The following is a 3394-nucleotide window of genomic DNA, read 5'->3' as shown; positions in this document are numbered from 1 at the left end:
GGTCCGGTCGGGGTGGGGGGCGGGGAATCAGTCACGACGGCCATCGCGGACAAGGTTAGCGGCGGCGGTCGGCTGGACTAGGCTCGCCCCCATGCAGGAGCAGCCGGAGTCGCCCTTTTCGCCGGGACTGACCGCCCGGGTGGAACTGACCGTCACCGACGCCGACACGGCCCAGTCGGTGGGCTCCGGCGACGTACCGGTGCTCGGCACGCCCCGGGTGCTGGCCCTGGCCGAGGCGGCCACCGTCGCGGCCACCGCCATCCAGATGCCACCGGGGCGGACCACGGTGGGAAGCCGGATCGAGTTGGAACACCGGGCGGCGACGCCGGTCGGGCGCACCGTGGTGGCGCAGGCTCGGCTGGGCGAGGTCGACGGCCGACGGCTGATCTTCGAGGTGGCCGTCACCGACGGCGACGAGACGGTCGCGGAAGGTCGGGTGGAGCGGGTGCTGGTCGACCGGCAACGCTTCGTCGAGCGAGCGGCGCGGATCCGGTGAGCCTCCGGTTCACCGAGGTCGCCGACCGGGTCCACGTGCTGCGCGAGCCGCTGCTCGACGTCAACGTCACCCTGGTCGTCGGGGACGGCGAGGCCCTGCTGGTGGACACCCTCTCCACCGCCGGGCAGGCCGCCGAGCTGGCGGCGGCGGCGCGGGCGGTCACCGGCCATCCGTGGACGCTGGTCAACACCCACCACCACTTCGACCACTGCTTCGGCAACGCCACGCTGGCCGGCGACCCACCTCGCCCGGTGTACGCGCACGTGCTGGCCGCCACCGCACTGCGCGAGGCGCCGGAGCGGCTGCGCCGCGAGGCGTACGCGGAACTGCACGGGAAGCGGCCCGGGTTCGCCGAGGAGGTGGCCGGTACCGATGTGCTGGCTCCGACCCACCCGGTGCACACCGAGCAGGTGCTCGACATCGGCGGCCGGCGGGTGCTGCTGCGTCATCCGGGGCGCGGGCACACCGACGCCGACCTGCTGGTGCACGTGCCCGACGCGGACGTGCTGATCGCCGGGGATCTCGTCGAGCAGGGTGGCCCACCCGCCTTCGAGGACTCGTACCCCTTGCAGTGGCCGGACGCGGTCGCCGACCTGCTGCGGCTCACCACGCCCGCGACCGTGGTCGTGCCCGGGCACGGCGAGGTGGTCGACGTCGGCTTCGTCCGGGCCCAGCACCAGCAGCTCGCCGACCTGGCCTGGCTGATCCGCGCCGCGCACACCGGCGGGGCGCCACCGGAGCGGGTCGCCGCCGAGGCGCCCTTCGGCGCCCGCCCCGGCCTGATCGCCGCCCGTCGCGGTTTCGCCGAACTCGACGGCACCGCCTGAGCCCGGGGGGGCGGGCCAGGGTGAGCACCGCGGTCCGGCTCGCCGGCCTCAGCCGGCGAAGCGGCGCAGCACCTCGGCCCGGGTGGGCATCGACACCGCACCGCCCGGGGACTCGCAGACCACCCCGGCCACCCGAAGCGCGAACGCCACCCGTCGGTGCCAGTCGACGGCGACGGCCGGCTCGCCGTCGACGAGCAGGTCCGCCACGAGCGCCGCCATCACCGAGTCGCCGGCCCCGGTGGCGTCGACCGCGCGCACCTTCGGCGCGGGCACGCGTACCGGATCCGCCCCGGCGGGGGCGACCACCGCACCGTCGGCACCGAGGGTGACCACGACGGTCCCGGTTCCCAACTCCCGCAGGTACGCGGCGACCCCCTCGACCGGCTCACCGGGATAGAGCAGCTCGGCGTCGGCCGCGCTCAGCTTGACCAGGTGCGCCCCGGCGGCGAACTCGGCCACCACCTGGCGCAGCTCGGCCAGAGCGGCCGGCCCGTCCACCAGCCGGGGCCGCACGTTCGGGTCGAAGACCCGCAGGCCGGTGGTGAGCGACCAGGCACGGCGGGCGGCCGCGAGCACCGGCGGGCAGAGCAGGGCGATCGAACCGCAGGAGAGCACGTCCGCGCCCTGCACCAGCGCGACGTCCAGGTCGTCGGCGGTGAGCAGGCCGTACGACGGCGGCTCGCCGTAGAAGCGGAAGTCGGGCTCGGCCTCGGCGTGGCTGGTCACCGCGAGCACGGTCGGGGCCGGCACGGTGACCGTCCCGGCCAGTCCCACCCCGGCGGCGTCGAGGAAGGACCGGATCCGGCCGGCGAGCACGTCGTCGCCGAGGGAACCGACGAACTGCGCGTCGCCGCCCAGCCGGGACACCCCGACGGCGACGTTGAGCGGGCCACCGCCGATCTCCTGCCGGAAGACGGGCCGACCGTCGCACTCGGCGTCGAGCAGGTCCACCAACGCCTCACCCAGCACCACCGCGTACCCCATATCGCCTCCCAGCATCCCGTCGCCCGGTTCCAGGCTGGCACAGGTGCCCATCTCAGCGGGTGGCGAAGCGTCGTCTTGGTATATCGAGGGATACCTATTGCGTGTCTCGTCCGGGCGTGCTGGGATTACCGGTACCGGATTGGTGCGGGGCTGTCGCACCACCGGGACGAGCTGGAGCGACGCGAGAGGCACCGGTCCGCGGGCGGCGGACCGTGGCGGCGCGCGACCGTCCGGGCCCTGCCGACATTCGGGCCGCCGGTCACGACGCCGCGATCGACGCATCCCCCGCACAGCGGGGCCGGCCACCACGCCTGCTCCGCGGATCAGGAGAACCTCGTGCTCCGTTCCCGTACCGCCGCGTTGCTCACCGCGGTAGCCACCGTCGCTCTGGGCACCGTCGCCCTGGTCAGCCAGGCCGAGCCGGCCGCCGCGCACGGCGCGGCGATGACCCCCGGCAGCCGTACCTTCCTGTGTTGGAAGGACGGCCTGACCGGCACCGGAGAGATCAGACCGAACAACCCGGCCTGCACGGCGGCCGTGGCGCAGAGCGGCCCCAACTCCCTCTACAACTGGTTCAGCGTGCTGCGTTCGGACGCCGGCGGGCGCACCGTCGGCTACATCCCCGACGGCAAGCTGTGCAGTGGCGGCAACCCCGGATTCGCCGGCTACGACCTGGCCCGCACCGACTGGCCGCTGACCCATCTCACGGCCGGCGCCCGGATGGAGTTCAAGTACAGCAACTGGGCCCACCACCCGGGCACCTTCTACTTCTACGTGACGAAGAACAGCTGGAGCCCGAACCGCCCGCTGGCCTGGAGCGACCTGGAGGAGCAGCCGTTCCTCACGGTGACCAACCCGCCGCAGCGCGGCGCTGTCGGCACCAACGAGGGGCACTACTACTTCAGCGGCAACCTGCCGACGAACAAGTCCGGCCGGCACATCATCTACTCCCGCTGGGTCCGTTCCGACAGCCAGGAGAACTTCTTCGGCTGCTCGGACGTCACCTTCGACGGGGGCAACGGCGAGGTGACCGGCATCGGCGGTGGCTCGACCCCGCCGCCGGGCCCGACCACTCCCCCGCCGGGCC

The 3394-nt window shown here is 73.9% G+C and carries 4 protein-coding genes; 3 read left to right on the top strand and 1 reads right to left on the bottom strand.

Going from position 1 to position 3394, the window contains the following annotated elements; translation table 11 throughout:
- Positions 1 to 91 precede the first annotated feature (91 nt).
- Both E1166_RS29965 and E1166_RS29960 read left to right on the top strand, forming a co-directional pair.
- Complete coding sequence (locus E1166_RS29965; RefSeq protein ID WP_132343177.1) at positions 92 to 496, top strand: hotdog domain-containing protein; 405 nt, start codon at positions 92 to 94, stop codon at positions 494 to 496.
- The gene (locus tag E1166_RS29960; protein ID WP_132343176.1) at positions 493 to 1323 is read left to right on the top strand and encodes an MBL fold metallo-hydrolase; all 831 of its coding nucleotides are present in this window, start codon (positions 493 to 495) and stop codon (positions 1321 to 1323) included. Before E1166_RS29965 ends, E1166_RS29960 begins: the two co-directional genes overlap by 4 nt.
- A 48-nt stretch (positions 1324 to 1371) precedes the next feature.
- Here the strand turns inward: E1166_RS29960 and E1166_RS29955 are convergent, their stop codons facing one another.
- Complete coding sequence (locus E1166_RS29955) at positions 1372 to 2307, bottom strand: carbohydrate kinase (protein WP_132343178.1); 936 nt, start codon at positions 2305 to 2307, stop codon at positions 1372 to 1374.
- Between the two features lie 336 nt (positions 2308 to 2643).
- Here E1166_RS29955 and E1166_RS29950 point away from each other — a divergent pair.
- A partial coding sequence (locus E1166_RS29950; protein ID WP_132343175.1) for a lytic polysaccharide monooxygenase occupies positions 2644 to 3394 on the top strand: 751 nt, incomplete at its 3' end.

It is taken from the genome of Micromonospora sp. KC213 (genome assembly GCF_004348325.1).
Taxonomy (GTDB): domain Bacteria; phylum Actinomycetota; class Actinomycetes; order Mycobacteriales; family Micromonosporaceae; genus Micromonospora.
This window is presented reverse-complemented; position numbering and strand designations above follow the sequence as displayed.

What these genes read in the sequence shown, in the direction of transcription:
- E1166_RS29965 (WP_132343177.1), top strand. Translation starts at nt 92, where the DNA reads ATGCAGGAGCAGCCGGAGTCGCCCTTTTCGCCGGGACTGACCGCCCGG.
- E1166_RS29955 (WP_132343178.1), bottom strand. Translation starts at nt 2,307, where the DNA reads ATGGGGTACGCGGTGGTGCTGGGTGAGGCGTTGGTGGACCTGCTCGAC.